The 24,211-nt window shown below is 65.8% G+C and carries 23 protein-coding genes; 11 read left to right on the forward strand and 12 right to left on the reverse strand.

The features are described from left to right. Positions 1–915 (forward strand): M10 family metallopeptidase C-terminal domain-containing protein (locus ACYQ6T_RS04405; RefSeq protein WP_459828153.1); only part of this gene is annotated, 915 nt, incomplete at its 5' end. On the opposite strand, the gene ACYQ6T_RS04410 is transcribed toward ACYQ6T_RS04405, so the two are convergent. After that, positions 887–2,008 (reverse strand): glycosyltransferase, encoded by a 1,122-nt coding sequence (locus ACYQ6T_RS04410; RefSeq protein ID WP_459828155.1) that lies wholly within the window; start codon positions 2,006–2,008, stop codon positions 887–889. The genes ACYQ6T_RS04405 and ACYQ6T_RS04410 overlap by 29 nt on opposite strands. A 13-nt stretch (positions 2,009–2,021) precedes the next feature. On the opposite strand from ACYQ6T_RS04410, the gene ACYQ6T_RS04415 reads away from it, so the two are divergent. Next, positions 2,022–3,110: an MraY family glycosyltransferase gene (locus ACYQ6T_RS04415; RefSeq protein WP_459828157.1), complete on the forward strand. Its 1,089-nt coding sequence runs from the start codon at positions 2,022–2,024 to the stop codon at positions 3,108–3,110. Between the two features lie 23 nt (positions 3,111–3,133). Here ACYQ6T_RS04415 and ACYQ6T_RS04420 read toward each other — a convergent pair whose 3' ends face one another. The 7 genes from ACYQ6T_RS04420 to ACYQ6T_RS04450 all read right to left on the reverse strand — a co-directional run bounded on the left by ACYQ6T_RS04420 (position 3,134) and on the right by ACYQ6T_RS04450 (position 9,719). Then, positions 3,134–3,445 (reverse strand): nucleotidyltransferase domain-containing protein, encoded by a 312-nt coding sequence (locus tag ACYQ6T_RS04420; RefSeq protein WP_459828160.1) that lies wholly within the window; start codon positions 3,443–3,445, stop codon positions 3,134–3,136. 2 nt (positions 3,446–3,447) lie between these two features. After that, positions 3,448–3,879 (reverse strand): nucleotidyltransferase substrate binding protein, encoded by a 432-nt coding sequence (locus tag ACYQ6T_RS04425; RefSeq protein WP_459828163.1) that lies wholly within the window; start codon positions 3,877–3,879, stop codon positions 3,448–3,450. Positions 3,880–3,905: 26 nt separating this feature from the next. After that, positions 3,906–5,474, reverse strand: a complete 1,569-nt coding sequence (ntrC, locus tag ACYQ6T_RS04430) for a nitrogen regulation protein NR(I) (protein WP_459828166.1) — start codon at positions 5,472–5,474, stop codon at positions 3,906–3,908. Beyond that, positions 5,471–6,544 carry a nitrogen regulation protein NR(II) gene (gene glnL / locus ACYQ6T_RS04435; RefSeq protein WP_459828167.1) on the reverse strand — a complete coding sequence of 358 codons (1,074 nt, stop codon included), beginning with the start codon at positions 6,542–6,544 and terminating at the stop codon, positions 5,471–5,473. Before glnL ends, ntrC begins: the two co-directional genes overlap by 4 nt. Beyond that, entirely contained in the window at positions 6,522–6,956 is a 435-nt protein-coding gene (locus ACYQ6T_RS04440; protein ID WP_459828169.1) for a hypothetical protein, read from the reverse strand. Before ACYQ6T_RS04440 ends, glnL begins: the two co-directional genes overlap by 23 nt. Continuing rightward, the gene (glnA, locus tag ACYQ6T_RS04445; RefSeq protein ID WP_459828172.1) at positions 6,953–8,362 is read right to left on the reverse strand and encodes a type I glutamate--ammonia ligase; all 1,410 of its coding nucleotides are present in this window, start codon (positions 8,360–8,362) and stop codon (positions 6,953–6,955) included. The genes ACYQ6T_RS04440 and glnA overlap by 4 nt, the downstream gene beginning before the upstream one ends. Before the next feature lie 127 nt (positions 8,363–8,489). Beyond that, positions 8,490–9,719: a cation diffusion facilitator family transporter gene (locus ACYQ6T_RS04450; RefSeq protein ID WP_459828175.1), complete on the reverse strand. Its 1,230-nt coding sequence runs from the start codon at positions 9,717–9,719 to the stop codon at positions 8,490–8,492. 15 nt (positions 9,720–9,734) lie between these two features. Between ACYQ6T_RS04450 and ACYQ6T_RS04455 the strand changes: the two genes are divergently transcribed. The 7 genes from ACYQ6T_RS04455 to rlmD are packed head-to-tail and all read left to right on the forward strand — an operon-like array spanning position 9,735 to position 16,809. Beyond that, positions 9,735–10,187, forward strand: a complete 453-nt coding sequence (locus ACYQ6T_RS04455; RefSeq protein ID WP_459828177.1) for a rhodanese-like domain-containing protein — start codon at positions 9,735–9,737, stop codon at positions 10,185–10,187. Between the two features lie 16 nt (positions 10,188–10,203). Beyond that, the gene (nadA, locus tag ACYQ6T_RS04460) at positions 10,204–11,331 is read left to right on the forward strand and encodes a quinolinate synthase NadA (RefSeq protein ID WP_459828180.1); all 1,128 of its coding nucleotides are present in this window, start codon (positions 10,204–10,206) and stop codon (positions 11,329–11,331) included. A 15-nt stretch (positions 11,332–11,346) separates the two neighbouring features. After that, positions 11,347–12,093, forward strand: a complete 747-nt coding sequence (locus ACYQ6T_RS04465) for an endonuclease/exonuclease/phosphatase family protein (protein ID WP_459828183.1) — start codon at positions 11,347–11,349, stop codon at positions 12,091–12,093. A gap of 6 nt (positions 12,094–12,099) precedes the next feature. Further along, positions 12,100–13,287, forward strand: coding sequence for a cardiolipin synthase ClsB (clsB, locus tag ACYQ6T_RS04470; protein ID WP_459828185.1), 1,188 nt, complete (start codon positions 12,100–12,102; stop codon positions 13,285–13,287). Positions 13,288–13,333: 46 nt separating this feature from the next. Continuing rightward, entirely contained in the window at positions 13,334–14,224 is an 891-nt protein-coding gene (gene dapA / locus ACYQ6T_RS04475) for a 4-hydroxy-tetrahydrodipicolinate synthase (protein WP_459828341.1), read from the forward strand. A gap of 12 nt (positions 14,225–14,236) precedes the next feature. Then, on the forward strand, positions 14,237–15,496 hold the full coding sequence (bamC, locus tag ACYQ6T_RS04480; RefSeq protein ID WP_459828188.1) for an NlpB/DapX family lipoprotein: 1,260 nt from the start codon (positions 14,237–14,239) through the stop codon (positions 15,494–15,496). Next, on the forward strand, positions 15,496–16,809 hold the full coding sequence (gene rlmD, locus ACYQ6T_RS04485; RefSeq protein WP_459828191.1) for a 23S rRNA (uracil(1939)-C(5))-methyltransferase RlmD: 1,314 nt from the start codon (positions 15,496–15,498) through the stop codon (positions 16,807–16,809). The genes bamC and rlmD overlap by 1 nt, the downstream gene beginning before the upstream one ends. 15 nt (positions 16,810–16,824) lie before the next feature. On the opposite strand, the gene ACYQ6T_RS04490 is transcribed toward rlmD, so the two are convergent. Genes ACYQ6T_RS04490 through polA form a run of 4 tightly spaced genes read right to left on the reverse strand, consistent with a single transcriptional unit; the run spans position 16,825 to position 23,013 of the window. Continuing rightward, positions 16,825–17,904 carry an ELM1/GtrOC1 family putative glycosyltransferase gene (locus ACYQ6T_RS04490; RefSeq protein WP_459828194.1) on the reverse strand — a complete coding sequence of 360 codons (1,080 nt, stop codon included), beginning with the start codon at positions 17,902–17,904 and terminating at the stop codon, positions 16,825–16,827. A gap of 18 nt (positions 17,905–17,922) precedes the next feature. Next, a complete protein-coding gene (locus tag ACYQ6T_RS04495; protein ID WP_459828197.1) occupies positions 17,923–18,360 on the reverse strand; it encodes a CCDC90 family protein in 438 nt (145 codons plus the stop codon). A gap of 31 nt (positions 18,361–18,391) precedes the next feature. Then, entirely contained in the window at positions 18,392–20,170 is a 1,779-nt protein-coding gene (locus ACYQ6T_RS04500; protein WP_459828200.1) for an ABC transporter ATP-binding protein, read from the reverse strand. Beyond that, complete coding sequence (polA, locus tag ACYQ6T_RS04505; protein WP_459828202.1) at positions 20,167–23,013, reverse strand: DNA polymerase I; 2,847 nt, start codon at positions 23,011–23,013, stop codon at positions 20,167–20,169. Before polA ends, ACYQ6T_RS04500 begins: the two co-directional genes overlap by 4 nt. A gap of 76 nt (positions 23,014–23,089) precedes the next feature. On the opposite strand from polA, the gene ACYQ6T_RS04510 reads away from it, so the two are divergent. Together ACYQ6T_RS04510 and ACYQ6T_RS04515 are read left to right on the forward strand one after the other, a co-directional pair. After that, positions 23,090–23,815 carry an LOG family protein gene (locus tag ACYQ6T_RS04510; RefSeq protein ID WP_459828205.1) on the forward strand — a complete coding sequence of 242 codons (726 nt, stop codon included), beginning with the start codon at positions 23,090–23,092 and terminating at the stop codon, positions 23,813–23,815. A gap of 10 nt (positions 23,816–23,825) precedes the next feature. Beyond that, positions 23,826–24,209, forward strand: coding sequence for a DUF2782 domain-containing protein (locus tag ACYQ6T_RS04515; RefSeq protein WP_459828208.1), 384 nt, complete (start codon positions 23,826–23,828; stop codon positions 24,207–24,209). Positions 24,210–24,211 lie beyond the last annotated feature (2 nt).

Genomic DNA, 24,211 nt, shown 5'->3' on the forward strand with positions numbered 1-24,211 from the left:
ACTTCAACCAACACTTCTCCAGATTATTTGGGTGACGGCGGTTATGGCAAAAACACAATTGTCCACGAGATGGGGCACGCTCTTGGCCTCAAGCACCCATTCGAAGGGGGAACAGTTCTACCGGCCGATAAGGACAACAGAGTTAATACGGTTATGTCGTACACAGATTTCAAATATCTTGTTCCGGTTTTCACGGGAAGTAGATCTTCTCATGGAATAGGCGATGTCAGAGTTACCTATTCACAAATTTTTTCCGATGGCTTTATGGTCTACGACATTGCTGCGCTGCAGCGCATCTATGGCGCCAATACCACTTCGCATACCGGTAACGACGTTTACCGATTCGATGAAAAACCGTTTTACCACACGATTTACGATGCCGGCGGGGTCGATACGCTAGATTTAAGCCAAACAACTCATCCTAATGTCATTCGACTCACACCGGGAAGTTATAGTGATATCAACTACCGCAGCGTTGATGCGCAAATCAGAGAACAGCAAGAAAAATATCAAAAAGAGCTGGGGACTAATAATTATGACAGTTGGGTTGATGAAGTGTTTAACAGTTACAAGGATGGAATATATACAGGGCAAAACGCGTTGGGTATTGCCTACGGCACGGTGATCGAGAATGCCATTGGTGGTAGTGGCGATGATATCTTTTATGACAACAGTGTCGATAACACCCTAACAGGCAACGGCGGTAACGACACGTTTTACCTCGGGGCGGGGGGGTTTGATACCGTCGATGGGGGAGCAGGGGTCGACAGAGTGGTGGTTGCTGCGCCACAAGCCCAATTTCAGATCGGGAAGATGGGTGACGGCGCGACGTTGCTGGTTGGCGACCAGTTTGCAGCACGCTTGATCGGGGTGGAGCAAATCGCGTTCAGTGATCAGCTTTATACCGTGGCGTAAGGGCAGCGCGGTAGTGGTCGTAGTAGGCGGTGGCGATTGTTTCAGGGGCGTAGTGGGTGGCGACGCGGTGGTAGGCGGCCTTGCCCATCGCGGCGCGCTGCGGGTAGGGGAGCGCCCAGAGGGTGGTCATCGCTTGGGCGAGCCTTGGGGGGTTGTTGGGGGGGATAACGTAGCCGGTGGTGCCGTGCTCGACGATTTCACTTGTGCCGGTGCCGAGTTCCGTGGTGATCGCCGGGCGGGCAAAGGCAGCGGCTTCGAGGAGCACGAGGCCAAAGGCTTCGCTGCGGTGGTTCGAGGGGAGGATGAGGGCGGTTGCGCCGGCAAGGAGCTCTTGTTTGGTCGCTTCGCTGACCGCGCCGTGCCAGGTGATCGGGGCGGCGAGGCGCTGCGCGAGCTGCTGCCAGCGGGGGCGTTCTGGGCCGTCGCCGGCGACGTGGACGGGAAGTTGAACAAGCGCCGCGGCTTCGATGAGGGTGGCGAGCCCTTTGTAGTAGCGCGGGGCGCCGAGGAAGAGGAAGTAGGTGGGGCGGGGCGGGGCGGCGGTGTAGGTGAGGGGGACGGGCGGGGGGAGCGGGGTGATGTGGGTGCGGGTGGGGTAGCGGGTGAGGATGGGGCTTGTTGCGGCGAGGCGGCCGCTGGTGGCGATGATGCGCGCAGCACGGCTCATGAGCCAGTGGCGCAGGGGGGCGTAGAGTTTGTCGAGCAGGGTCTGTTTGACGATGTCGCTGTGGTAGGTGATGAGAAGCGGCGGAAGCGGGGTGCGGTAGCGGGTGGCGAGCAGAAAGAGGAGGGCGTCGGCGAAGGGGTAGGGGTAGTGGAGGTGGATGAGGTCGCTTTGGCGCACTAGGGGTTCGAGCGCAGCAAGGGCGGTGAGGGCGATCGGGGTGGAGCGAAGTTCGGCGGTTTTGCGGTGGCAGTAGGTGGTGAGGTGGGGCTCGATGTGGCAGCTTTCGTGCGGGGCGAGGGCAAAGAGGGTATGGCGCACCGGGACGCCCAGTTGGTGCTGGGCGCGGGCGAGGGTGTCGATGAAGATTTCGATGCCGCCGAGGGTGTGGTGGCGGGAGGTTTTGAAGAGGTGGAGGATGCGCAGCATGTAGAATAGCGTTATGGAGACGATGTTGGTGGCCGCTTGGGTGAGTTGGTTGGTGGCGCTTGTGATGATTCGCTGGCAGCATGCGCACGCCCATTTTACCCGAGATGAGGATCGTGGGGTGCAGAAGTTTCACGAGTGGGCGGCGATCCGGGTCGGCGGGGTGGGGGTGGCGGCGGGGCTTGCGGCGCTTGCGGGGTGGTTGTGGTGGCGCTCTGCGCCTGAGGTGGCGGGGGTTTTTAGTCGGTTGGTCGGGGCAGCGGTGCCAGTTTTTTTGGCGGGGCTTGGGGAGGATGTGACGCGGCGGGTGGCGCCGCGCTGGCGGTTGTTGGCGGCATTCCTCTCGGCGGGGCTTGCGTGGGGGTGGGTAAACGCCGCGGTGGTGCGGGTGGGGTGGAGCTGGGCCGATGGGTGGCTCCAGGTGGGGTGGGTGTCGCTGCTCTTTACCTCGTTAGCGGTGGCGGCGGTGACCCATGCGTTCAATATCGTCGATGGGTTCAATGGCCTTGCGAGCCTCTGCGCGGTGTTGATTTTGGGGGCGGTGGGGTACGTGGCGCACCAGGTGGGCGATTGGACGGTGCTCACGTTGGCGTTGGGGGGGGCGGGGGCGCTTTTGGGTTTCTGGTTTTGGAATTGGCCGCGGGGGCTCCTCTTTTTGGGGGATGGCGGGGCCTATTTGACCGGTTTTTGGGTGGCTGAGGCGGTGGTGCTGTTGGTCGCGCGCAATGAGGCGGTTTCGCCGTGGTTTGCGGTGATGGTGTTGGCCTATCCGGTGACGGAGCTGCTTTTTTCGATTTGGCGGAAGCGGCGGCGGGGGGTGTCGCCGCTGCAGCCGGATGGGGTCCATCTCCATATGCTCGTTTTTCGCCGGTTGGTGCGGTGGGGAACCGCGGGGCATGGGGAGCGCGTCTGGTGGCGCAACGCGATGACGTCGCCCTATCTGTGGGCGCTTACCGCTTTTTCGTTGGTGCCGGCGATGTTGTGGTGGCGCTCCTCCGCAGTGCTGATGGGGTGTGTGCTTCTTTTTGTGGCCGGGTATGTGGCGATGTACCGTTCGATTGTCCGATTCCGCGGCCAGCGTTGGGTGCGGTGGTGGCGGGGGTAGAGAGGACGGTTCAAGGGGCGCGTTCAGGGGTTGCGGCGGTAGAACTCTTTGCCGACCCGCTCGATGTGGGCGATGAGCTGCGGGTTGGCGAGCTTTTCAAAGTGGCAGAGGTCGAAGGTGTAGGGGAGATCGAGCGCGTCGAGGCGGGCGGCGAGACTTACGATTTCGCGTTCGGTGAGGGCGGGGCCGCAGAGGGCAAGGTCGATGTCCGAGCCGGGTTTGGCGGTGCCTTTGGCGCGTGAGCCGAAGAGGATCGCCCGCTCGATTGAGGGGAACTGCGCGAGCACCGCGGTGATGCGCGCGATCGTCTCTTCTGGTAACCCGTACTTTTCCACCTTTATCCTTTTTGCTCAAGAAACGCCGCCATCCGCTGTTCAAAAGCAGTGAAGAGGGGGAGGTAGCGGTCGATGATAAGCGACGCAAGGGCGTTGGCGGTCTTTTCGTCGTAGGTGTGGACGGAGCGGTTGCGGCTTTGGATCGTCTCGATCCACCCGTCGCCGTCTGCGATGAGCCCGAGGCGGAAGGCGGCGCGGATCGCGTCACGCGAGCCGGTGATGTCTGTGTGGCCCTGGTATTCCAAGTAGTCTTTCATCACTTTCCAGGCAAGTTCTTGGGTGTATTCGAACGCCTGGATGAGTCCTTGCTGTTCGAGCCGACTCAAGGGGCGCGTCCGAGCGAGCGCTACGGCGTCGGCGAGCTGTTGCAGCGCTCGGCGGTAGTTGGCGAAGCGTTGTTGCCAGCGGATGTCGGGGTCGTGAGAAGATGTCATCAGTGGTGCGCAAGGGGCAGTTCGGGTCATTTTACCAACTTGCGGCGAAAGAGGTTGCGGCTGACGCCGAGGAGCTTCGCGGCGCGCTGTTTGTGGCCGTGGGTGTAGGCAAGCGTCGTTTCCAGGAGGCAGGCTTCGAACTCGTCGCGCAGGGTGTCGAAGAGGGTGGGAGAGGCGGCGGCTGGGTGGGGTGCCGAGGGGTCAGCGGGATGCGGGGCGGTGAGGAGTTGTTCCCGTTCGGCGAGGCGGGCGACGAGGTGGGCGGCAAGCGGGGTGCGCCAGTCGTGGGGGTCGGAGGGGGTGGAGGCGGTGTTTGCTATGGGCGAAGCGGCGGGGGTGGGGTTGGGCGAGGGGGTAGAAGGGGCGGCTGTGGAGCGCGTGGCGAGGGTGTCGGTGGGCGGTTGCGGGGTGCGGTATTCGGGGGGGAGGTCGGTAGGGGTGATGGTGGCGGCGGGGGCCATGACGGTGAGCCAGTGGCAGAGGTTTTCGAGTTCGCGGACGTTGCCGGGGAAGGGGTGGGTGAGGAGGAGCGCGAGCGCCTCACTGCTTAAGCGCTTTGGTTCGACGCCGAGTTGCTGGGCGGCGCGGCGCAGGAAGTGGTCGGCGAGTAGAGGAATATCTTCGCGCCGTTCGCGCAGCGGCGGCAACGTCAAGCGGATGACGTTCAAGCGGTGGTAGAGGTCTTCGCGGAAGGTGTGGTCGGCGACTTTGGCGGCGAGGTTCTGGTGGGTGGCGGCGATGATGCGGACGTCGACGCGCTTCAGTTCCCGGCCGCCGAGGCGGTGGAATTCGCCGAGGGCGAGGACGCGCAGGAGCCGCGTTTGGAGCTCCAGGGGCATGTCGCCGATTTCGTCGAGAAAGAGAGTACCGCCGTGCGCCTCTTCAAAGCGTCCGGGGCGGGAGGCGGTGGCGCCGGTGTAGGCGCCTTTTTCGACGCCGAAGAGTTCGGCTTCGAGAAGGTCGCGCGGGATCGCGGCGGTGTTGAGCGCGACGAACTGCCCAGCGGCGCGGGGGCTGTGGCGGTGGAGCGCGCGGGCGATGAGCTCTTTGCCGGTGCCGGTTTCGCCGATGATGAGGACCGTGGCGCTTGAGGTGGAGAGGCGGCCAATCGCGCGAAAGAGGTTTTGCATCGCGGGGGAGTGGCCGATGAGTTCGGGGGTGTGGGGCGCGGTGCCGGGGCCGCTCGCAGGCGGGGGTGATGGCGGGGTGGCGGCACTTGTGGGGTGGGCGGTTTGCCAGGCGCGGGTGATGAGGGCGACCGCTTCGGGGAGGTCGAAGGGTTTGGGGAGGTATTCGAAGGCGCCGACCTGGAAGGCGTGGACGGCGGCGTCGAGGTCGGAGTAGGCGGTCATGATGAGGGCGACGAGCGCGGGGTTGCGCTTTTTGAGTTCGGTGACGAGGGTAAAGCCGTCGATGCCGGGCATGCGTACGTCGGTGACAAGCACCGCGGGGGGGTGTTCGCGGGCGGCGGCGAGTACCGCTTGCGGGTCGCGAAAGAGGCGGTGGGGGAGGTGGGCGCGTTCGAGGGCTTTGCCGAGGACCCAGCGGATGGCGTCGTCGTCGTCGACGATCCAGATTTCGTCGGTGGCGTTCATCGGGTCGAGTTCCGTGGGGGTTCGGGGATGGGGAGCAGCAGGGTGAAGGTAGTGCCGCGGGGGGAGGTGGTGAATTCGAGCGCGCCGCCGTGTTCGGTGGCGATCTCGAGCGCAATGGTGAGGCCGAGGCCGCTGCCGCCGGGACGGTTGCTGACGAGCGGATAGAAGAGGTGGTCGCGAAGCTCGGCGGGAATGCCGGGGCCGGTGTCGGTGATGTCGACGCGGGCGGCGAGCGGCCACCGTTTTTTGCCGAGGGTGATCTGGCGGGCGACGCGGGTTTTGAGGGTGATGGTGCCGCGCCCCTCCATCGCTTGGGCGGCGTTTTTGAGGAGGTTGAGGAAGAGTTGGACGAGCCGTTCGGGGTCGATGAGGAGAGGCGGGAGGCTGACGTCGTAGTCGCGCTTCAGGGTCAGTTGCGGGTATTCGGCGGCAATGAGGCAGCGCGCCTGCTCAAGCGGCAGATGGAGGTCGTTGGGGGCGAGGTGGGGGTGTTGGTGGGCGGCGGTGAGGCGGGTGAGGAGCGCGTGCAGCCGGTCGGCTTCGCGGACGATGACGGCAGCGGTTTCGGCGTGGGGGGTGCCGGCGAGTTCGAGCGCGAGGAGCTGGGCGGCCCCTTTGATGCCGCCGAGGGGGTTTTTGATTTCGTGGGCGATGGTGCGCGCCATCTCTTGGACGGCGTGTTGCAGCCGCTGCCGTTGTTCGGTTTCGGTGGCCGCGCGGTGGCGGTCGACCGCTTTGAGTTCGACGAGGTAGCCGCCTGGGGGGTTGGGGCGAGGGCTGACGGTGAGGTCGGCGCGCCAGGGGTCGCCGTCGGGGTGGGTGAGGGGGGTTTCGCTCGCGGTGTAGAACCAGCCGGAGCGGGCGGCGGCGGCGAGCGCTTGGGTGAGGCCGGGGCTGTTCCCCAGAATCGCGGTGATCTCTTTCCCAGCGAGTTGGGTGCGGCTGCGGTTGAGGAGGTGTTCGGCGGCGGCGTTGGCGTAGGTGACGCTGGCGGTGCGGTCGAGCACGAGGAGCGCGGTCGCAAGTTCGTCGAGGGTGGGGAGGGGGTTAGCGGAGGCGCTGGAGTTCACGGGCGATCGCTTCGAGGTTTTTGCGGTGGCGGTTGAGGCGCTCAGTGAGGGTGGCGCGGGCGTCGGGTGGGGCGGAGGCGAGCTGTGCTTCGAGTTCGGCGATTGCGGCTGCCTCTTGTTGGTGTTCGTGGGTGAGGATTTGGCGGCGCAGGTCGTCGCGAGGAAGCGCGGTTCTTGGAGTGGTGCTGGGTGCGGTGGCCGAGGGTTTGCCCTGTCGCGGGGGTGTCGCGGTGGCGCTTGGGAGGGCGAGCGCTTCACACCGTTTTCCTTGGGTGGTGCGCGGGTCGTTGGTGTAGATGACGCCGTCGCGGCTTTGGCACTTCCAGAGGGCCGCGTCGGCGCCGGAGGTGATGAGGAGCGCGGCAAGCGCCGCGACTCCTCGGGTGTGGCGAGCGTGCCCCCCTGCGGTCACAGGCTGTAGTACATGTCGAATTCGACCGGATGGGTGGTCATGCGCAGACGCTGCACCTCTTCCATCTTGAGGTCGATGTAGGCGTCGATGAAGTCGTTGGAGAAGACGCCACCGCGGGTGAGGAATTCACGGTCTGCGTCGAGCGCTTCGAGCGCCTGGTCGAGGCTGTGGCAGACGGTGGGGATCTTCGCGTCTTCTTCCGGCGGCAGGTCGTAGAGGTTCTTGTCCGCCGGGTCGCCCGGGTGGATCTTGTTCTGCACGCCGTCGAGCCCGGCCATCAGGAGCGCCGCGAACGCCAGGTAGGGGTTCGCCGCCGGGTCGGGGAAGCGGGTTTCAATACGACGCGCTTTCGGGTTGGCGACGTAGGGGATGCGGATCGACGCCGAGCGGTTGCGCGCCGAGTAGGCGAGTTTGACCGGCGCTTCGAAGTGGGGCACCAACCGCTTGTAGGAGTTGGTGGCGGGGTTGGTGATCGCGTTCAGCGCCCGGGCGTGCTTGATGATGCCGCCGATGTAGTAGAGGGCGAATTCGGAAAGCCCGGCGTAGCCGTTGCCGGCGAAGAGGTTCTGCCCGTCTTTCCAGACCGACTGGTGGACGTGCATGCCGCTGCCGTTGTCGCCGACGATCGGTTTGGGCATGAAGGTGGCGGTTTTGCCGTATTGGTGTGCGGTGTTGTGGACGACGTATTTGAGGGTTTGCGTCCAGTCGGCACGGCGGGTGAGGGTGTTGAACTTGGTGCCGATTTCGCACTGCCCCGCGGTGGCCACTTCGTGGTGGAAGACTTCGACCGGAATGCCGATCGCTTCGAGGGTGAGCACCATCGCAGCGCGCAGGTCGTGGAGGCTGTCGACTGGCGGGACCGGGAAGTAGCCACCTTTGACGCGCGGGCGGTGTCCTTTGTTGCCGCCTTCGAATTTTTCCGCGGTTGCCCACGCCGCCTCTTCGGAGAAGATTTTGACGTAGCTGCCGGACATGTCTACGGACCATTCGACCGAGTCGAAGATGAAGAATTCGGGTTCGGGGCCGAAGTAGGCGGTGTCCCCGAGACCGGTCGATTTGAGGTAGGCTTCGGCGCGTTTCGCGATCGAACGGGGGTCGCGGTCGTACCCTTTGCCGTCGGCGGGTTCGATCACGTCGCAGGTGAGGACCAGCGTGGTCTCTTCATAGAACGGGTCGATGTAGGCCGTGGAGGGATCCGGCAAGAGGAGCATGTCGGAGGCTTGGATCCCTTTCCAACCGGCGATCGACGAGCCGTCGAACGGTTGGCCGCGCTCGAAGATCTCTTCTTCGAATGCTGAAATGGGGAGCGTGGTGTGTTGTTCTTTGCCGCGGATGTCGGTAAAGCGGAGGTCGACAAAGCGGACGTCGTTTTCTGAGATGAGCCGCATCACGTCTTCGGTGTTCATCGGTAAAGCTCCTTAGGGTGAGAGAAAAACGGTAAGTTCGTGAGCAAAATTCGTGCCAGGTGTTCGATTGTGCCTCATGCCGGGAACGGGCAGGGCATCGGGTGCGGTGTTTTTTGCTGATGCACGGTTAGGGTGCATTGTCGCACGATTCTGGTGCAAGGGCAACAAACCAGCGCACGGTTTTGATGCAGGGGAGGCGCGCGCGCAGGGTTTGGGTTACGCGATGGCGCGCTGCGGGGTCCTCAAGGAGTGGGCGCAGCGCTTCGGGAACTGCGGCGGGAAGGTGCAGATCGAGTTCGCACTTCCCGTCAAGGTAGTGGATCTGGAGCCACTCGGAGGGGAAGGCGGGGTAAGCGAGCGCGTCGCGCACTGCGGTGAGCATTTCGGCGCGGTCGGCGAGGGGGCGGTGGGCGGGGGCGTTGGGGGCCTGGTCGGGTTCATGGTCGATGTGGATGGTCACGTCGCCGACAGAGAGCTGGTGGCGGGCGGCGAACTCCCCTTTGAGGCGGGTGATCACTTGGTCGGCAATCCGGTGTCCTTCCGAGACGGTGAGGCGCGGAGCGACCTGGACGTGGGCGTCGATGAGCACCTGGTGGCCCATGCGGCGGGTGCGCAGTTCATGGAGATCGACGACGCCCGGGGTGGTGCGGATCGCATCAGAAATCGCGGCGACCGTTTCGGGGTCGAGACCGGTGTCGACGAGTTCCGCAAGGGCTCGGTAGGCGAAGCGGATGCCCATCGAGGCGATGAGGAAGCCGACGATCGCGGCGGCGATCGGTTCGAGGGCTGGAAAGCCGAGGAGGCTTGCGGTCACGCCAATCGCGACGACGAGCGACGAGGCAGCGTCAGAGCGGGCGTGCCACGCGGCGGCGACGAGCACTGGGGCGGTGAGGCGCGTGCCGGTGCGTTTGAGCCAGTGGTAGAGGAGCTCTTTCGCGGCGAGAACCAGGAGGGCGACAATGAGTGCCGGGTAGGCGACCGGTTGGAGGTTCGCGCTGGCGGTGAGGCGCTCGGCGGCTGCCCAGACAAAGCCGCTGCCGACGGCGACGAGGACGACGCCGAGGGCGAGGCTTGCGACCGTCTCCAACCGGCCGTGGCCGTAGGGGTGGTCTTCGTCTGGGGGGGCACCGGCGCGGCGGCTTGCCCAGGCGATGAGCCCGTCGGTGGCGAGGTCGGCAAGGGTATGCATCGCGTCGGCGACGAGGCTAAAGGCGTTCGCGAGGAGCCCGACGATGATCTGCAGCAGCGCGAGGAGAGCGTTCGCGGCCATCGCGAGGAGGCTCGCGCGGGCGACGTCGCGGCTGCGCGGCAGCGCTTCTCCCGCGGGGGCGTTTGGCGGTATGATCGAGTGGGTCATGACAGGAGCGTTGTGATGGGACAGATTCATGACATTTTAGCAGCAGCGGGGGCAAGGGCTCAGGCGCTGGGGCTCCCCTACGCCGGGGCGCTGACGCCCCCTGAGGCGTACGCGGTGTGGCAGGAACTTCCCGGTGCGGTGCTGGTCGATTGCCGCACGCGCGCCGAGTGGGATTGGGTGGGGCGGGTCCCGGGGGCGGTGGAGATCGAGTGGATGACCTACCCGGAGATGGCCCAGAACCCCCACTTTCTGGCAGCGCTGCGTCGCCAGGTCGATCCCGAGGCGGTGGTGCTCTTTCTCTGCCGCTCGGGGGCGCGTTCCCACCATGCGGCAGCGGCTGCGGCGGCGGCCGGGTACACGAGTGCGTACAATATCCTGGAAGGGTTTGAAGGCGACAAGGATGCCGAGGGGCATCGCGGTACCGTGGGGGGGTGGAAGTTCCACGGGTTGCCGTGGGTGTCGCCGTGAGCGGGCAGGGTGAGCGATGAGTGAAGCGATAACCATAGGTGCGGGGCAGAAGGCGATTCCGTTTGCCGAGTTTGCCGGGTTGAGCGACGAGGCGTGCGAGCGGGAGATTGTTGCGGCGCGCCAGAAGCTGGGCGACGAGGCGGTGATTTTGTGCCACCACTACCAGCGGGCCGACGTCTATCGCCATGCGGACCTTACGGGCGACTCGTTGAAGCTCGCGCGCCTGGCGGCCCAAACCAACGCGCGCTACATCGTCTTTTGCGGCGTCCATTTCATGGCCGAGGTGGCCGATATTCTGAGCAAACCGGAGCAGATCGCGATTCTTCCCGACCTTTCTGCCGGCTGCTCGATGGCCGATATGGCCGATTTGGCGAAGGTGACGCGGGCGTGGCGGGAGCTTGCGGAGGTGTTGGGCGAGGAGCCCGAGCGCATTTACACGCCGGTGACCTACATCAATTCGGCGGCCGATTTGAAGGCCTTTTGTGGCGAGCGGGGCGGGATCGTCTGCACGTCGACCAATGCACCGAAAATCGTCGATTGGGCGTTGCGGCAGCGGCCGAAGCTGCTCTTCTTCCCCGACCAGCATTTGGGGCGGTGGACCGGCTACAAGCGGGGGATTGCGCTCGAGCGGATGAAGGTGTGGGATCCCGATCTCCCGTTGGGGGGGCTTTCGCCTGAGGAGATCCAAGAGGCCGAGATTCTGTTGTGGAAGGGGCACTGTTCGGTCCATCAGATGTTCACCCCTCAGCAGATCGACAGGTGGAAGGCGAAGTATCCTGATGGCTTCGTGATTGCGCATCCGGAGTGTTCGCTCGAGGTCTGCCTCAAGGCCGATTACGTGGGGAGCACCGAGTATATCCAGACGACGATCCGCAACGCGCCGCCGGGGACGAAGTGGCTGGTGGGGACCGAGCTCAACCTGGTGAGCCGGTTGGCCGAGGAGATGGCGGCGCAGGGGAAGGTGGTCCATTTCATGGGGGGGGTGGTCTGCATGTGTTCGACGATGCAGCGGATCGACCCGCAGCACTTGGCTTGGACGCTGGCGAATCTTGCTGCCGGGGTGGTGGTGAACCGCATCCATGTGCCCGAGCCGACGGCCCACTGGGCGCGGATGGCGCTCGACCGGATGCTTGCGGTCTCTTGAGGGGGTGGCCGCGGCGTGACGGGCACGATGCTCTCGCTCTTGACCTACAACATTCACAAGGGGTGGGGGCCGTGGCGCGCGCGGTTGACGATTGCAGCGATGCGGGCGGCGCTGGAGGAGGTGCTGCCCGATTTTGTGTTGCTGCAAGAGGTGCAGGGGGCGCTTCCCGACGAGGCGTTGGCGAGCGTGGTGCATGCGCCGCAGCACGCTTTTTTGGCGGAGCGGTGCTGGCCTTTTACCGCGTACGGGGCGAACCGTTTCTATCGGACCGGTCACCACGGCAATGCGGTTCTTTCGCGTTATCCGATTGTGGCGCAGCGTAACCACGATCTCTCCGCTGCGCCGCGGTGGGAGTCGCGCGGGGCGCTGGAGGTGGAGGTCGAGGTGGGGGCGGTGCGGGTTCATCTCTTTTCGGTCCATCTCGGGTTGCGTCGCCGCTGGCGGCAGTGGCAGTTGGCGCGCCTGCGTGAGTTGATCGCTGCCGTGCCGCCAGGGCGTCCGGTGATCGTGGGGGGTGATTTCAACGATTGGGAGGGGGTGGCCTGCCGCGATTTTGCCGCGCCGTTGGGGTTGGTGCGGGTTGAGGGGAAGGGGGGACGCCTTCGCCGCACCTATCCCGCGCGCGGGGTTCGGGTGGGGGCGCTCGATCGCCTCTATCTCCGCGGCATGACCGTGGTCGAGAGCGCTGTGCTTGCCCGGCGCCCGTGGTCACGCCTCTCCGACCATCTGCCGCTCTGGGCGCGAGTGGTCCTCTCCGGTTAGGGTGCGATGAGCGGGCCGATCGTCCCCTTTCTTCCTGGTCACCAGGTGGTGCTCCTCGAGAATGGGGCGGAGTTCTTCCCGGCGCTGATTGCGGCGATCGACCAGGCGCGCTTCGAATTTTGGCTCGAGACCTACATTTTTGACGCCGACGAGGCGGGCACCGCGGTGATCGCGGCGCTCGTGCGCGCCGCGCAGCGGGGCGTTGCGGTGCGGGTGCTGGTCGATGGGTTTGGGAGCTTCGAATTCATCCGCGACCATGCCGAGCGGCTGCGCGCCGCGGGGGTGGCGGTGCAGGTCTACCGGCCGGTGGCGGGAAGAGGGGGGCTCCTTCGCCCGACGCGGATGCGGCGGTTGCACCGCAAGCTCGCGTGCTGCGACGGGGTGGTGGCGTTTGTCGGGGGGATCAACATCGTTTCTGACTTTCGCCGCCAGCCGGAAGCAAACCCCCGCTTTCCCCGCTGGGACTACGCATTGCAGCTCGAGGGGCCGGTGGCGGCAGAGGTGCGCGCGACGATGGCACGGCTGTGGCGGCTGGTGGCGTGGGCAACGCGGCGCGGCCGGGTTGCGGTGCCGCGGGAGGCGCCGTTGTTCTCCGGGCGTGCTGGCCCTTTTCGCGCGGCGTTGGTGTTGCGCGATTCTTTTCGCCATCGCCGGGAGATCGAAGCGAGTTACCTCCGGGCGCTTGCCGGGGCCAAGGAGGAGGTGTGGATCGTCTGCGCCTACTTTTTTCCTGGGCGGCGCTTTCGCCATGCCCTTGAGGCGTGCGCGCGGCGGGGGGTGCGGGTGCGGTTGGTGCTCCAGGGGCTTTCGGACCATCCGATTCTCCACTACGCGACCCGTTCGCTCTATCCGTGGCTCCTCGAGAACGGGATTGAGCTCTTCGAATATACCCGCGCGATGATGCACGCGAAGGTGGCGGTGGTTGATCGCCGCTTTGTTACCGTGGGGTCGAGCAACATCGACCCTTTTAGCCTCTTTTTGGCGCGTGAGGCGAACGCCTGGGTGGATGATCGGGCGCTTGCGACAGAGTTGGTGCAGCGGATCGAACGGCAGGTGGCGGAGGGGGGCGAGCCGCTCACCTGCGAGCGGGTGCGGCGCTTGCCGTGGCACCGGCGGGTGATGAGTTGGGTGGTGCTTTTTGCGGTGCGGGTGGCGATCGGCTGGGCCGGGATCCGCCACGAGATGGAAGGGTGATTGGGGTACAATCAGCACGACGCTAGGATTCTGAGAGGGGATGGTTATGTTTGCACTCACGGGTTCGATCGTGGCGATCGTCACGCCGATGTTGCCCGACGGGGCGATCGATTGGCCGCGGTTTGACGCGCTCATCGACTGGCATGTTGCCGAGGGGACCGACGGGATCGTGGTGGTGGGAACGACGGGGGAGTCGCCCACCGTCTCGTTCGACGAACATGTGCTGTTGATCGAGCGGGCGGTGAAGCACGCCGCGGGGCGGATTCCGATCATCGCTGGGACGGGGGCAAACAGTACCGAAGAGGCGATCTTTTTGGCCCGTGCGGCGAAACAGGCGGGGGCTGACGCGCACCTTTCCGTCGTACCCTACTACAATAAGCCGACGCAGGAGGGGCTCTACCGCCACTTCCGCGCGATTGCCGAGGCGGTCGATCTGCCGCTCATCCTCTACAACGTTCCGGGGCGGACGGTGGCGGACCTCACGAACGACACGGTGGTACGGCTTGCCGAGATTCCCAATATCGTCGGGATCAAGGACGCCACCGGCAACATCGACCGGGCGTATGACCTCTTTGAGCGGGTGCCGTCGGGCTTCCTCTGCTACACCGGGGACGATCTCACCGCGTTGCCCTTTATGCTCCTTGGGGGCAAAGGGGTGATTTCTGTGACGGCGAACGTCGCGCCGCGCGCGATGCACGAGCTCTGTGTCGCGGCGCTCGCGGGTAATGTTGCCGAGGCGGTGGCGATCAACCAGAAGCTCTTGGGGCTGCATCGAGCGCTCTTCTGCGAGGCGAATCCGATCCCGGTGAAGTGGGCGCTCTTCAGGATGGGGCGGATTGCCGATGGGATTCGGTTGCCCTTGACGCCGCTTGCGCGGGAGAACCACGACCGGGTGCTCGCGGCGTTGGCGCGCGCCGGCATTACCGTGAGCGGATAAGGGGGCGAAGTGATGCGGGTTTTTGGCGAAAATGGGGCGGCGGTGCCGGGTGGGGATGACGAGATGGTGCAGGTGGTCAGCATTGCGGCGGGGTTGGCCCCGCGGGCCATGGGGGTGGGTGAAACGCGGCACCGGGCAAGGAGAAGGGTGACGCATTGCTGGGTGTTGGGGATTGCGCTCGTGACGCTTGCCGGCTGCTCGTCATTCTCCCCCAACGAGTGGTTGGAGAAGAAGAGCGAGATCGACTACAAGAGCGAGCGGCGGTTGGATCGGCCGCTCGAGGTGCCGCCCGATCTCATCAACCCGTCACAAGGGGAGCGGTTTGCGCTGCCGACGCGGCGCGGGGCGACGTCGCTCTTGGCTTACCAGAGCGAGCGCGCGGCGCCCAACGCGGGCGAGCAGGCGGTCCTTGCCGAGCAGCCGGGGATGCGGATCGAGCGGGCAGGGGAGACGCGGTGGCTGGTAGTGAAGGCAACCCCCGAGCAACTGTGGCCGAAATTGAAGGCGTTCTGGCAGCAGCTCGGGTTTACGCTTGCGATCGAGCGGCCCGATATCGGGGTGATCGAGACTGACTGGGCTGAGAACCGGGCGAAGATTCCCGACGACCTCATCCGGCGGACGATCGGGAAGGTGCTCGACGCGCTCTATTCGACCGGCGAGCGCGACAAGTTCCGGACGCGCCTCGAACCGGGCAAGAACCCCGGCGAGGTCGAGATCTATATTGCCCACCGCGGCATGGTGGAGGTCTATACCTCCTCACAGCATGAGCGGACGGTGTGGCAGCCGCGCCCGGCCGATCCCGAGCTTGAGGCGGAGATGTTGCGGCGGCTGATGGTCTTCCTGGGTGCCGAGGAGCAGAAGGCGAAAGAGATGGTCGCGAACGCCGCGACCCAAGAGCGGGCAGTGCTCCACAAGGGGAGCGACCGCAACGAGCTCGAGGTGCGCGACGGCTTGGAGCGGGCGTGGCGGCGCGTGGGGCTTGCGCTCGACCGCTTGGGCTTCTCGGTGTTGGAGCGCAACCGATCTGCCGGGGAGTACCGCGTCCGGTACGACGATCCGGCGGGCGTCGCGGAAGAGGAGCGCCGCAGTTTCTGGTCGCGCTTGGCCTTCTGGAAGAGTGACGAGAAGCCGAAGGTGGGGAGCGAATACCGCATCCAGGTCCAGAGCGCGGGGAGCGTGAGCCGTGTGGTGGTCGTGGATGAAGCCGGTAAGCCGGATGCGAGCGCGACGGCGAACCAGATTCTGGAGATGCTCTACGAAGAGTTGCGCTGATGCGGCAGGAGGAGCGTGGCGCGATCGCGTCGCTCGATCTCGAAGGGCGGGGGGTGACCCGCGTCGCGGGGAAGGCGGTCTTCGTCGCCGGGGCGCTACCGGGAGAGGTGGTGCGCTTTATCCGCACCCGCGACCGGGCGAGTTACGCGCAGGCTGAACTGGTTGCGGTCGAGAAGCCGTCGCCGTGGCGGGTGACGCCGCGCTGCCCCCACTTCGGGGTGTGCGGCGGCTGCGCGATGCAGCACTTCGACGCCGCGGCGCAGGTGGCGGCGAAGCAGCTGGTGCTCGAGGAGACGCTGTGGCACACGGCGCGGGTGCGGCCGCACCAGGTGTTGCCGCCGCTCTATGGCCCTTTTTGGGGGTACCGTCACCGCGCGCGGCTCGGGGCGCGGCTGGTGCCGAAGAAAGGGGGGGTGCTGGTGGGCTTTCGCGAGCGGCGGTCGAGCTATGTCGCGAAACTGGAAGAGTGTCCGGTGCTCCATCCCCGCGTCTCCGCGCTCATCCCGGAGCTTGCGAGCGTCGTCGGGCGCCTCTCGTGCTCTGATCGGGTGCCGCAGATCGAGGTAGCGGTAGGGGACGACGACACGGTGGTGCTGGTCTTTCGCCACCTGGTGCCGCTCACCGCCGGGGACGAGGCGGCGTTGGCGGCATTCGCCGACCGCGCTGGGGTCGCGGTGTGGGTGCAGCCGGGCGGACCGGAGACGATGGCGCCGCTTCGCCCCTGCGACGATCGGCTGCTCGCCTATCGCCACCCCGAGTTTGGGGTGACGTTGGCGTTTCGCCCGAGCGACTTTACCCAGGTGAATCCCGCAATGAACCGGGTGCTGGTGCGCCGGGCGCTCACCTGGCTCGCGCCGCAGCCGGGGGAGCGGATCGCCGATTGGTTTAGCGGCTTGGGGAACTTTACGCTACCGATTGCGCGCTGTGGCGCCGAGGTGGTGGGGGTCGAAGGGTCGGCGGCGATGACCGAGCGGGCGAAGGCGTTGGCGGCAGCGCACGGGTTGGCGGAGCGGACGCAATTTTACGCGGCGAACCTCTTTGAGATGAGCGAGTCGGTGCTTGCGGCGTTCGGGCGCTTCGCGAAGTGGCTGCTCGACCCTCCGCGCGATGGGGCGGTGGCGCTGGTGAAAGCGATCACGCCGGCGATTGCCCCGGAGCGGATCGTCTATGTCTCATGCCATCCAGCGACGCTTGCGCGCGACGCGGCGATTCTCGTTCATGAGAAGGGGTATCGTCTTCGCGCCGCCGGGGTGGCGAATATGTTTCCCCATACCGGCCACGTCGAGTCGCTTGCGGTGTTTGAACGGGGGTAAGCGGTTTTTCACCGGCTACGCGCCGCGGTCCCAGAGGGCGTGGAAGCGTTGGAGCCGCGGGCGGTAGTCGCCCACCGCGAGCCGCACGCTCGTTCCCGGCGCTGCGACCGTTTCTGAAAGCATCGAGAGCGAATCGCTCGTCACCGCTCGCGCGTCAGTGAGCGCCAAAATCGCGAGGTAGGGGTTCTCACCCGTTCCGGTAAACGGCGGCGGGCTTTCGGGCAGCCTTTCGGCGATGGCCGCGGCGAGCCACGCGCGGGTCGCTGCTGGCGTGCGGCGGGAAGTGCTGGCGAAGAGCGTCGCACCTGCCTTTTGGGCCTCAAAGAGCCACGCGGTGATCGCGGCGCGGGCGAGCGTTTCGTCCCACGCCACAGAGCGGCTCGGGCCGCCGACAATCAATCCCCACCACGGTTTCGGGTAGTGCGCCCAGCGGGGCTGCCACGCCTGCGCCGCTTGCGCGAGCCGTTCCGGGGTGATCCGGTGGAGAACGAGCGGGGTATTGACGACCTGCTTGCCGCGGATTGGGTCGTGCGCTGGCGCGACGATGAGGTCGAAGTGGGCGGTGAGTGTCCGGGGGTCTTGGACGTAGATCACTTGGGGGCGGGGCTTGAGGAGGTGCTTGAGCCAGAGGACGGGCGCGATCACCCGCCGTCCGCAGGCGATGATGAGCTGAGGCGGCGCGGGCAGAGGGTCGTGCCAAGGGAGAAGAGGGAGGTTGAGGGCGGCAGGGGCGGCCGCTGCGGCGTGGAGGAGCGGCTGATGTAGTCGTTCTCTGAGGGTGTCGGGCAGGAAGCGGCGTGGGGTGAGGCGGTCAGCGAGTCGCCAGAGGTTGAGTGTGAGCGCCGCGGGCAATGTTCGCCACGGCTCAGCGAGGGTCCACGCCCACTCGTGATCGGGCGCGGTGGGGGCGAGCGCTTCCGCCAAAGCGAGCGCTTGCGCGCGCATTCCCGCTTCGCCGCTTGTCACGACCCAGATGGGGGCGAGGTTGCGGAATGGGGCGAGCGCGGCGGTCACGAGCGGGTCGCTCGCGGCGCGGTAGCCTTGCCAGCGGGGGTGGGCGGGGGTGATCAGGGAGGCAGTTCGCGCGGTGGGCACGAAGGAGATTGTACAGGCTCAGTGAGCGGGCCAGAGGCGCCAGAGGAGCATCATCACCGCGCCGAATTGGCTGATCCAGAAGAGGAAGCTCCACTTGATGATGCCGGAGCGGGTCGCTTCGATCTCTTTCGAGAGTTCCGCGCGGAGTTGCAAGATCTCTTTAGTGAGTTTGAGCTCGGTCTCTTTGAGTTCGGCACGGACTGCTTCGGTTTGGAGGCGAACCGCTTCGATTTCTTTAGTAAGCTTGAACTCGGTCTCTTTGAGCTCGGCACGGACCGCCTCGATCTCTTTGGTGAGTTTGAGCTCGGTCTCCGAGAGGTCACGGGTGGTGACGAGGTATTGGAGATGGGGGTAGCGGTTTTCGAGCGCCTCGAACGCTTCGGCGATGACGCGGGCGCGGACGTTTTCGTCGGGCGCAAGGCGCAGTTTGTCGTAGAGATCGATCACCGAGTTCATAAGTGTTTGGAAAGTGGCATCGTTGCGTCAATTATAGCGGTGCAATTCGACTTGCGGCAAGGAGCTCGGCGTAGCGGCCGGGTTGAGTGGCGAGACTCGTGGGGCTCCCTTGTTCGATGATGCGCCCCGCTTCCAGCACGACGACGGTGTCGGCGCGTTCGATCGTGGTGAGCCGATGGGCGATCACCAGCAGCGTAGTGGTCGGGCGAAGCCGCTCGAGCGCCGCTTGGACCGCCGCTTCGGTTTCGCTGTCGAGTGCCGAGGTCGCTTCGTCGAGGATGAGGAGCGGGGCCCGTTTGATAAGCGCGCGCGCAAGCGCCACCCGCTGCCGTTGGCCGCCCGAGAGTTGCGCGCCGTTTTCGCCGATCGGGGTGTCGATCCCCAAGGGAAGGTGCGCGACGAACTCCCACGCGTGCGCGGCAACGAGCGCCGCTTCGATCTCGGCGCGCGTCACCTGCCGAGTTCCGGCACCCAACGCGACGTTTTCGGCGATCGTGCCCGAAAGGAGCACCGGGTGTTGCGGGACAAAGGCGATCTGGTCGCGGAGCGCCGCGCGCTGCCACGCGGGGAGCGGCACGCCGTTGAGGCGAATTTCGCCCGAATCGGGGTCGGCGAAACGTAAGAGGAGCTGGACGAGGGTCGATTTACCGCTTCCTGAGCGGCCGATGAGCGCGGTGAAGGTGCAGGGTTCGAGCGTCAAGGTGACGTCGGTGAGCGCGGGCCGCACCCCTTGGGGGTGGCGGTAGGTGACGCGGTCGAGTTCAACGCGTGCGCGGCGCGGAGGAGCAGTGGGAACGAAGTGGCCGGTCTCGGGTTCCGGAGGGGTGTCGAGGAGGTGGAACGCGCTCTCCGCCCCGGCAAGCCCTTGGGCGAAGCGGTTGCCGACTTCCGAGAGTTGACGGAGCGGCTTCGGGAGGAGCCCCGCGGCGGAGACGTAGGCGACGAGTTCGCCGACAGTGGCGTCGCCGCGCAGTTGCAGGACGAGCCAGAGGACGACCCCCATCGCCGCGAAGGTAAGGAGCTGCGTCACCACCGTCTGGCGTGCCGCAACTCGGGCGAGGCGCTGTTGGCGGTTGCGCTCGGCGTCATTCGCCTGCGCGAACTGCGCTTCGACGACTGCCTCCGCGCCGCAGGCGCGCAGGTCGGCGATCGCGCGGACAGTCTCGGTGACGCGCCCGGTGATCGCCCCGATCGCCTCTTGGAGTTGCCGCGCCGCAGCGCGCAGCCGCTTTTGGGTGTGGCGAACGACGAGGGCTAGGAGCGGCAAGACGATGAGGAGCGCCACCGTGAGCCGCCAGTTCGACCAGAGGAGGTAGAGGAGGAGCGCGACCACGGTGAGCCCTTCACGGATCACGACGCGTACGGCATCGGTGACCGCGGTGGTGGTCATCGTGACGTCGTGGGTGAGGCGCGAGACGGTCCTGCCGCTGTCGTTGGCGTGAAAATAGTGCTGCGGGAGGTGGAGGAGATGGTGGTAGAGGTCGCGGCGCAGGTCATGAACGACGCCGGTGGCAACCTTGGCCATGCCGTACTGTCCAAGCAAGGTGCCGAGCCCCTGCCAGAGGGCGACCGCGACAAGGAGCGCCGGGATCCACGGCAGGAGCTCGACAGTTCCCACCCACGGGAGGGTGACGTGGGCGAGCGCCGGGTCGGTGAGGCCGTCGACGAAGTATTTGAGGGCCACTGCCAACATCGGTTGCCCCGAGGCGAAGAGGGCAAACCCGACGAGCGCAACCAACCATGCCACGGTGTAGGGGCGGACGTAGCGCCAGAGGCGGCGGTAGAGCGTCAGGTCACGGGAGGGGATCAATGGGCTTCGTCCCAGTTTTGTCCCACGCCGACATCGACGACGAGCGGGACCGCAAGGGGTTCAATCGCAAACGCCGCAGCGTGGCGGGTGGCTACCCCCTCCATGTCGCTCTTGACCCGTTCCGCGACCGCAGCGCACTCCGCTTCGGGGGCTTCGACGAGGAGTTCGTCGTGCACCTGCAACACAATCCGGGCGCGCGGGTGGTGCTCGGCAAGGGAGGCGGCGAGGTCGATCATCGCGAGTTTGATGAGGTCGGCGGCAGTGCCCTGCATCGGGGCGTTGATCGCGGCGCGTTCGTCGGCCGCGCGAACGTTGGCGTTTTGCGAGTGGATCTGGCGCAGCCAGAGGCGCCGGCCAAAGAGGGTTTCGACATAGCCCTGTTCGCGGGCGTTTTGCCGCGCTCGCTCCATGTAGCGCGCCACCCCCGGGTAGCGGGCGAAGTAGCGGGCGATCGTCTCTTCGGCCTCTTTGCGGGAGAGCCCGAGCGACCGGGCGAGTCCCGGCGCGCCCATACCGTAGATGAGGCCGAAGTTGATCGTCTTCGCGAGGCGCCGTTCGTCGGGGGTGACGGCGTCGAGCGGTTTATTGAGGAGCTCGGCGGCGGTGTGGCGGTGGATGTCTTCGCCCCGGGCGAAGGCGTCAATCAGCGCCTGGTCCCCCGAGAGGTGGGCCATGATCCGCAGTTCGATCTGCGAGTAGTCGGCAGAGATGAGCCGGTACCCCTCTTCTGCGACGAAGGCGCGGCGGATCGCCCGCCCTTCCTCTGTGCGCACCGGGATGTTCTGGAGGTTCGGGTCGGAGGAGGAGAGGCGACCGGTGACGACTGCGCCTTGGGAGAAGGTGGTGTGGACGCGGCCGGTTGCCGGGTCGACCATCTGCGGGAGCTTGTCGAGGTAGGTGTTCTTGAGTTTGGCGAGCCGCCGGTGCTCGAGGAGCGTCGCGATCAGCTGGTATTCGGTGGTCGCTGGGTCGAGCCGGTCGGCAAGGAGCGCCAACGCCTCTTCGCTCGTGCTCGCTTGTCCGGTGGCGGTCTTTTTCGGCGGTTTGAGGCCGAGCTCGTGGAAGAGAAGTTCAGCAACCTGTTTGGGGGAGGCGAGGTTGAAGGGGCGACCGGCGAGTTTGGTCGCGCGTGCTTCGAGGTCTGCGAGGAGTGCAGCAAAGCGCTCGGATTGGGCGCGAAGTTGCGCGGTGTCGATTTTGATGCCGACCCGTTCGATCGCGGTAAGGACGGGGACGAGTGGCCGTTCGATCTGTTCATAGACGCGCTCAAGGGGAGGTAGTTGGGCGAGCCGCGCCCGCAGGTGGTGGTAGAGCCGCCAGGTGAGGTCGGCGTCTTCAGCGGCGTAGCGGGTGGCGACGGGAATGGCGACGTCGGCAAAGGAGATGGCGTTTTTGCCGCTGCCGCAGACGGCGCTGTAGGTGAGGGGGGTGAGGTGGAGCTCCCGCTCGCTCAGGCGGTCGAGGTCGTGTTCGCGATCGCTCTCGAGGACGTAGTCGATGAGCATCGTGTCGTCGGGTGTGCCGGCAACGCTCATCCCGTGGTGGTGGAGGACGTGCAGGTCGAACTTCGCGTTCTGGGCGACTTTCGGCGCGGCGGGGTCGGCAAACCAGGGGGCAAGCGCTGCGCGCACCTCCTCGAGCGAGAGCTGCTGCGGGCCGTCGAGGAGGCGGTGGCCGACGGGAAGGTAGACGGCGTCCCCTTCGGCAAAGGCAAACGAGAGGCCGACGAGGGCGGCGTTGCGCGCGTCGAGGCTGGTCGTTTCGGTGTCGAACGCGACGATCTGACCGGTGGCCGCGGCGGTGGCGAGGCGTTCGGCGAGCGCGTCGAGGTCGGCCCGGGTGAGTATCGTGCGGTAGCGGGCCCGGCGCGCTTCGGCGGCGTCGGGCGGTTCGAGTGCCGAGGGGGGCGGTGCGGGGACTTCCTTGGCGTCGAGTAGCTCGGGAGCCGGGGAGGGCACCGGGGCTTGCGGGGTTTCACGGGAGAGGGCGTCGGGGTGTTCGGCAGCAAACTGTTTGCTGAGGGTGCGAAATTCGAGCCGGTCGAACCAGCGGCGCAACGCGGGCCAGTCGACGGGGCGGGCGGTAAGTGCGTCGACTGTGAAGGGAAGCGGCACGTCGCTGCGTACCGTGGTGAGTTCGCGCGCTTTGGGGAGCCACGCGAGCGCCTGGCGAAGCTTTTCGCCCACTTGGCCGGAGATCTCGTCCGCGTGGGCGATGAGGTGGTCGAGCGACCCGAAGCGCTGCAGCCACTTCGCCGCCGTTTTGGGGCCGCAGCCGGGAACACCGGGGATGTTGTCGACGGTGTCACCCACCAGCGCAAGATAGTCGGGGATCTGCGCAGGGGTGACGCCGAATTTTGCGATGACGCCGGCTTCATCGAGCGTCTCGTCGCGCATCGTGTCGACCCAGAGGACCCCGTCGCGCACGAGTTGCGTGAGGTCCTTGTCGCCGGTGGCGATCACCACCTCCCACCCGCGTTCGCGCGCCTCTCTGGTGAGGGTGGCGATGACGTCGTCGGCTTCGACCCCTTCTTGAACGATCAGCGGCCAGCCCATGAGCGGGACGAGCGCATGCAGCGTGGCGATCTGCTCTTGCAGCGCTTCGGGCATCGGCGGGCGGTGGGCTTTGTAGTCGGCGAAGAGTTCGTCGCGAAAAGTGGGACCGGGGGCGTCGAAGATGCAGGCGCGGTATTCGGCGGGGTAGCGGCTCTCGAGCTTATGGAGCATCGTGACGACGCCGCGGATCGCCCCGGTGGGTTCGCCCGCGGCGGTGCGCAGGTCGGGGAGCGCATGAAAGGCGCGGTAGAGGAAGCTGGAGCCGTCGACGAGGACGAGTCGGGTCATGGCGCGCTGCTCAGAAGACGATTTTACCGGCCGTTAGGGTAGCATAGCGGCTGCAGAAGTGGAGACGAAGGCGACGATGGCGCTGCGAGACAAGATACCGGTTGGGTTTGACGACCCCAAAGATATCATGGAAAATGGCCGTGAGGCGTGGCGGCTGCTGGGGATCCTCTCCGAGTTCGTCGAAGGGGCGGAGCGGCTGGCGCCGATTCGGCCGGCGGTGTCGATGTTCGGGAGCGCACGCTTGGCGCCCGAGCACCCCTACTATCAACTCGCTGAGCGGATCGCCCGCAAGCTTTCGGACGCCGGCTTTGCGGTGATCTCGGGCGGTGGCCCCGGAATCATGGAGGCGGCGAACAAAGGGGCCTATTTTGGGCGAAGCCCTTCGGTCGGGCTCAACATTCAGCTGCCCCACGAACAGCATGCCAACCCCTATCAGGATGTTTCCCAGACCTTCCGCCACTTTTTTGCCCGCAAATACATGTTTGTCCGCTTTGCTTCGGCCTACGTGGTGATGCCCGGGGGTTTTGGGACGCTCGATGAGCTGATGGAGGCGATGACCTTGATCCAAACCGGAAAGAGCCGGCGTATCCCGGTGATTTTGGTCCATCGCCCCTTCTGGCAGGGGTTGCTCGATTGGCTACGCGATCGCTTGGTGACGGAGGGGATGATCGACCCCGAAGATTTGACGATTGCCCAGGTGATCGACGACCCCGACGAGGTGGTGGCGGCGATCTTCAAACATTATGAGACGCGAGGCTTCGAACCGTTGCCGCACGAGCGGCAGTTGTTGTTGCAGTTGTAAGGAGATAGCGATGAGCAAGCATCAGTGGGTGATGGGATGGATTTTGACGTGCGCTGTGGCCGTGCAGGGTGGCGGCGCCTGGGCGCAGGGGGGAGAAGCGAAAAAGGGTGCGGGGAACAGCGAGCCGGTCTTTGCCGACGCACCGCCGCCGCCCGCAATTCCCGGGCCGATCACCGAACGGGATCTGGTCGAGCCGGAGGTGGTGATCCGCCAAGAGGGGGATCAGACGATCACCGAATATCGGGTCGGTGGCAGGGTCTATATGATGAAGGTGGTGCCGGCGCGCGGTGAGCCCTACTATCTGATCGACAAGAGTGGCGAGGGAACCTTCGAGCGGTTGCCGGGGGGTGCGCCGCTCTCTCCGCCGATGTGGGTGATCAAGTCGTGGAAGTGAGG

This window comes from Hydrogenophilus islandicus (assembly GCF_054657095.1).

Excerpts from the sequence above, each read along its gene's own strand:
- glnA (WP_459828172.1), bottom strand. The coding sequence starts at position 8,362 with ATGAACACCGAAGACGTGATGCGGCTCATCTCAGAAAACGACGTCCGC.
- ACYQ6T_RS04510 (WP_459828205.1), top strand. The coding sequence starts at position 23,090 with ATGGCGCTGCGAGACAAGATACCGGTTGGGTTTGACGACCCCAAAGAT.
- nadA (WP_459828180.1), top strand. The coding sequence starts at position 10,204 with ATGAGTGAAGCGATAACCATAGGTGCGGGGCAGAAGGCGATTCCGTTT.
- ACYQ6T_RS04410 (WP_459828155.1), bottom strand. The coding sequence starts at position 2,008 with ATGCTGCGCATCCTCCACCTCTTCAAAACCTCCCGCCACCACACCCTC.
- polA (WP_459828202.1), bottom strand. The coding sequence starts at position 23,013 with ATGACCCGACTCGTCCTCGTCGACGGCTCCAGCTTCCTCTACCGCGCC.
- ACYQ6T_RS04455 (WP_459828177.1), top strand. The coding sequence starts at position 9,735 with ATGGGACAGATTCATGACATTTTAGCAGCAGCGGGGGCAAGGGCTCAG.
- rlmD (WP_459828191.1), top strand. The coding sequence starts at position 15,496 with ATGCGGCAGGAGGAGCGTGGCGCGATCGCGTCGCTCGATCTCGAAGGG.
- dapA (WP_459828341.1), top strand. The coding sequence starts at position 13,334 with ATGTTTGCACTCACGGGTTCGATCGTGGCGATCGTCACGCCGATGTTG.
- ACYQ6T_RS04515 (WP_459828208.1), top strand. The coding sequence starts at position 23,826 with ATGAGCAAGCATCAGTGGGTGATGGGATGGATTTTGACGTGCGCTGTG.
- ACYQ6T_RS04425 (WP_459828163.1), bottom strand. The coding sequence starts at position 3,879 with ATGACATCTTCTCACGACCCCGACATCCGCTGGCAACAACGCTTCGCC.
- bamC (WP_459828188.1), top strand. The coding sequence starts at position 14,237 with ATGCGGGTTTTTGGCGAAAATGGGGCGGCGGTGCCGGGTGGGGATGAC.
- ACYQ6T_RS04495 (WP_459828197.1), bottom strand. The coding sequence starts at position 18,360 with ATGAACTCGGTGATCGATCTCTACGACAAACTGCGCCTTGCGCCCGAC.
- ACYQ6T_RS04415 (WP_459828157.1), top strand. The coding sequence starts at position 2,022 with ATGGAGACGATGTTGGTGGCCGCTTGGGTGAGTTGGTTGGTGGCGCTT.
- clsB (WP_459828185.1), top strand. The coding sequence starts at position 12,100 with ATGAGCGGGCCGATCGTCCCCTTTCTTCCTGGTCACCAGGTGGTGCTC.
- ACYQ6T_RS04450 (WP_459828175.1), bottom strand. The coding sequence starts at position 9,719 with ATGACCCACTCGATCATACCGCCAAACGCCCCCGCGGGAGAAGCGCTG.
- ntrC (WP_459828166.1), bottom strand. The coding sequence starts at position 5,474 with ATGAACGCCACCGACGAAATCTGGATCGTCGACGACGACGACGCCATC.